Source organism: Phytoactinopolyspora endophytica (assembly GCF_004138495.1).
Taxonomy (GTDB): domain Bacteria; phylum Actinomycetota; class Actinomycetes; order Jiangellales; family Jiangellaceae; genus Phytoactinopolyspora; species Phytoactinopolyspora endophytica.
Map to the genome: position 1 here is coordinate 699216 of NZ_ML142849.1, position 4060 is coordinate 703275.

The 4060-nt window shown below is 71.5% G+C and carries 2 protein-coding genes and 1 pseudogene; 1 reads left to right on the top strand and 2 read right to left on the bottom strand.

The genetic code is table 11. The features are described from left to right. Positions 1–108 precede the first annotated feature (108 nt). Both ELR45_RS03055 and ELR45_RS03060 read right to left on the bottom strand, forming a co-directional pair. On the bottom strand, positions 109–1782 hold the full coding sequence (locus ELR45_RS03055) for a UDP-N-acetylmuramoyl-L-alanyl-D-glutamate--2,6-diaminopimelate ligase (RefSeq protein WP_129663276.1): 1674 nt from the start codon (positions 1780–1782) through the stop codon (positions 109–111). A gap of 11 nt (positions 1783–1793) precedes the next feature. Next, entirely contained in the window at positions 1794–3524 is a 1731-nt protein-coding gene (locus ELR45_RS03060) for a peptidoglycan D,D-transpeptidase FtsI family protein (RefSeq protein ID WP_165367425.1), read from the bottom strand. Here ELR45_RS03060 and ELR45_RS36615 point away from each other — a divergent pair. Beyond that, positions 3508–4060: pseudogene (locus tag ELR45_RS36615) on the top strand (hypothetical protein); the annotation flags it as partial. The gene ELR45_RS03060 and the pseudogene ELR45_RS36615 overlap by 17 nt on opposite strands.

Sequence of the window (4060 nt, forward strand, 5' to 3'; positions counted from 1 at the left end):
CCACGGGAGCCGAGACCGTCACGGTCTGCGGGTCCTCGGTGCTCGCCTCGGGGCCGGGCTCGAGTCGACCACCCGCCGCCGCGGCCACCTCAGCCAACGTCAGCCGAATCACATCGCCCTCCACCCGCGCAGCTCCTCACGGAGCACCTCACGATCATCGAATGGCTCCACGGTGCCTGCGATCTCCTGCCCTTGCTCGTGTCCCTTGCCGAGCACGATCACCGTGTCGGCATCTCCCTGCGCCAGCCGCAGCGCCGCGCTGATCGCGTCGCGTCGACCGGCTACCTCTACCACGTCCGCGCGTTCGGAGTCCCGCACGTCCTCAGTGCCCGCGAGCACCGCCGCCCGGATCGCCGCCGGGTCCTCCGAGCGCGGGTTGTCGTCGGTGATCACCACGACGTCCGCGGTGGCGGCGGCAGCGGCCCCCATGGCCGGGCGCTTGTCCCGGTCGCGGTCGCCGCCGGCTCCGATGACGGCGATCAGCCGTCCGCCGTCCGGCCGGTCTCGCCGCAATGCCCGTAGGACATTCTGGACGGCGTCCGGGGTGTGTGCGTAATCGACCAGCGCCATGGGCGCGTCGGGGGCATCCGGCTCGGGCCAGACACGTTCCATCCGGCCCGGCACACCGGTGCAGGCGGCGACACCGTCGGCCGCGTCCTCGAGGTCGACTCCCACCTCGGTGAGCATCGCCACCGCCAGTGCGGCGTTGGACACGTTGAAGTCGCCGGGCAGCGGCACCCGCAGCGGAACTGACCGGCCGTCGGCCGCAGTCAAGACGCCGGCCGCCGGCGAGGCATTCGACTCCACCACATCGGTCGCGCTCGACTCCTCACTCCCCCCGCGGCCAGCTCCGCTCGTTCCTCGCTCCGCCGCCCACTCCGCTCGCTCGTCGTCTCGCCGCTCCACAGCCCAGTCCGCTGGGCCCGCGCCCACCACCGTGGCGACGGTGACACTCGGGATCTCCGCACGCTCGGCGAGCCTGCGTCCGTACTCGTCGTTGACGCAGATCACCGCACGCTTGGCATGCCGGGACGTGAACAGCCGCGCCTTGGTGGCGAAGTACTCCTCCAGGTCGGCGTGGAAGTCGAGATGGTCCTGGGAGAGGTTGGTGAAGCCGGCGACGTCGAACCGGATCGCGGACGCCCTGCGATAGGCCAGCGCGTGGCTGGACACCTCCATGACGCATGCCCGCATGCCCCGTTCGCGCATCACAGCGAGGATCGCGTGCACGTCCGTGGCCTCCGGGGTGGTGCGGACACTACGGACCACCTCGTCGCCGATCCGGGTCTCCACGGTACCGATCAGCCCGGTACGGATTCCCGCCTGGCGCAGCCCGGCGGCCAGCAGGTAGGCCGTCGTGGTCTTCCCGTTGGTGCCGGTGACGCCCAGCGTCAACAGCTCCTTCGACGGGTGCGCGTAGATCGCCGAGGACACCTCGCCCAGCCATGCCCGGGGATGGTCCACGACGATGACGGGCACCACGCCCAGCCAGCCGCCGCCGATCTCCCGGCGCAGACCCGCCAGGCTCGCTCCGGCGTCGTCGGTGAGCACCGCCGCGGCGCCCGCCTGCACCGCGTCGTCCAGGAACCGGGCGCCGTGCGTCACCTCACCGGGCAACGCGACGTAGAGGTCACCCGGGCGCACCTGGCGTGAGTCATGGGTGACCCCGGTGACCGCGATGTCGTCCTGTTCCGGGACAGCACCGAGGGGAAGCAACTCTCGCAGCGCGGCCAGCGGGAACGGCTCGAGCTGCTGAGGACGGGGACCAAACCAATCAGGCACGGCAGCAAAATCTACTCGCCGTTGGTTCCATCGGCGAAGAGCGGGAGCTCCGGTGCCGGCTCCTCACCCGGCGTCACCCCGTCCCGTTCGAGGGCGAAGCGCAGGATGTCCGAGAAGGCCGGCCCGGCCAGCCCGCTGCCCGAGTTGCCGTTGCGTGGATTCATCAGCGACACCGCGACAACGTACTGCGGATCGTCGGCAGGCGCGAATCCCATGAATGACGCGTTGTACTGTCCGTAGCAGCCGCACTCGGGGTCGATGCGCTGTGCCGTCCCGGTCTTGCCGGCCACCCGGTAGCCCTCCAGCATGGCGCTCTCACCGGTGCCGCCCTCGCCCATCACGGCCTCCATCATCTGGGCCACCTCGGCCGCGGTCTCTTCACTGACCACACGCTGCGGGTCCTTGGGCTCCACCGGTGTCCGTTCTCCGTCCGAGTCGACGGTGGCCGAGATCAGTGTCGGGTCGACACGTACACCACCGTTGGCGATCGTCGCGTACGCCGAGGCCATCTGGACCGTGTTGACCGAGACACCCTGGCCGAACGAGATGTTGTCGTGGGTGAGCTGAGACCACTCGTCGAGCGACGGCAGCCGGCCCGAGGTCTCCGACGGCAGCCCGATGCCGGTCGCCTCTCCGATGCCGAACTCCGCCAGGTACCCGCGGAACGTCTCGGCGTCGAGCTGCTCGGCCGCCTGCAAGGTACCGACGTTGCTCGACTTCGCCAGCACTCCGGTCAGCGTCATCTCCTGCTCGGGGTGGCCGTAGTGGTCCCGGATGGTGTGACCGCTGCGCCGGATGTTGTCCGCCACGGAGTACGCCGTCGACGCGTCGGCCTCGCCCTCTTCCAGCACGGCCGCCATGGTCAGCGGCTTGAACACCGATCCGGGCTCGTACGCCTCCTCCACCGCCCGGCTCCCGCGGTCCGGGCCTTCGGTGTCCTCCGGGTTGTTCGGGTCGAGTGACGGGGAACTCGCCAGCGCGGCGATCTCGCTCGCGTCGTCGGAAAGCTCCAGCACGACGGCCGTCCCGCCGTCGGCGTTGGCGTTGTCCACCGCGTCCGCCAGCACCTGTTCGGAGTACCACTGCAGGTCTCGGTCGATGGTCAGCTCCAGGCCGTCTCCGGCCACCGGTTCCTCCCGCGCGACCGCGTCGGTGGCGATCCGCTCGCCGCCCGGGCTCTCCCGATACACCACCCGGCCGTCCTGGCCGGCCAGGACCTCCTCCTGGGACAGCTCGAGGCCGCCCAGCGGAGTCCCGTCCGCGCCGAGGAACCCGACGACGCTTCCGGCGACCGGGCCGGCCGGGTAGGCGCGGACCTCGGCGTTCTCGGCGTCCACGCCTTCGAGGTCCATGTCCTGGATCTCCCGCCACGTCGATCCGCCCACGCCCTTGGCGACGTAGGCGAACCGGTCGTCGCCGGTCAGCCTCTCTTGCAGCGTCTCGGCGTCCTGGTCCAGCACGGTCTCGAGCTGGAGCGCGTAGGCCGCCGGGTTCGCGACCTGGGTTTGGTCGACGAAGAGGTTGTACGACTCGACGGCGCGGGCCAGTGGCTCACCGTTGCGGTCGACGACGTCGCCACGTTCGGCCGCGAGCTCCACCGTCGTCCGCCCGATCTGGCTGGCCGTGAGCATGTAGGTGGAGGCGTCCAGGCCTTGCAGCTGTACCAGACGCCCGGCGAACAACGACATCAGGACGCAGACCCCCACGAGCAGCACCTTGAGGCGTTTGCGGGGGTCGGCCATCCGGAACAGCCGGGGCGGCCTCTTCTTCGTCGCTTTCGGCTTGGCCGGCCGGGTCTTCGCCGGCTTCCTGGCCGCCGGCCTCGTGGTCCGTCCCGGCTTCACCGCGGTGGTCTGCGCAGCGGGCCTGGTCGTGCGGACAGGACGCCGGCCGCCGCTCGGCGGCTTCCGACCGGCGCTTGCGGCCTTCGATCCGCCACCGGACGTCGTCCGACCGCTGTTTGCCGCCTTCGATCCGCCACCGGACGTCGTCCGACCGCTGTTTGCCGCCTTCGATCCGCCGCCCGACGTCGTCCGACCGCTGCTCGTCGCCTTACGCCCGCCGCCCGCGGCCGGCCGGCCGGGCTTCGCGCGCCCGGTGCCGCCACGTGGTGCGTCGCTCCCGCGCGGGCTCTTCGCCCCGCCGGTCCCGTTGCCGGCCGTCCGTCCAGTGCCCGACCCCGCGGAACCTGCGCGGCCGGTCCCTTTCGGCCCGTCTCCGCGCGCCGGGCGCCCGGCGCCACCGTTGTTCGACTGCCCGGTCCCTCGACGCCCGGGGC

Coding starts and splice junctions, on each gene's coding strand:
- ELR45_RS03060 (WP_165367425.1), bottom strand. CDS start 3,524: ATGGCCGACCCCCGCAAACGCCTCAAGGTGCTGCTCGTGGGGGTCTGC.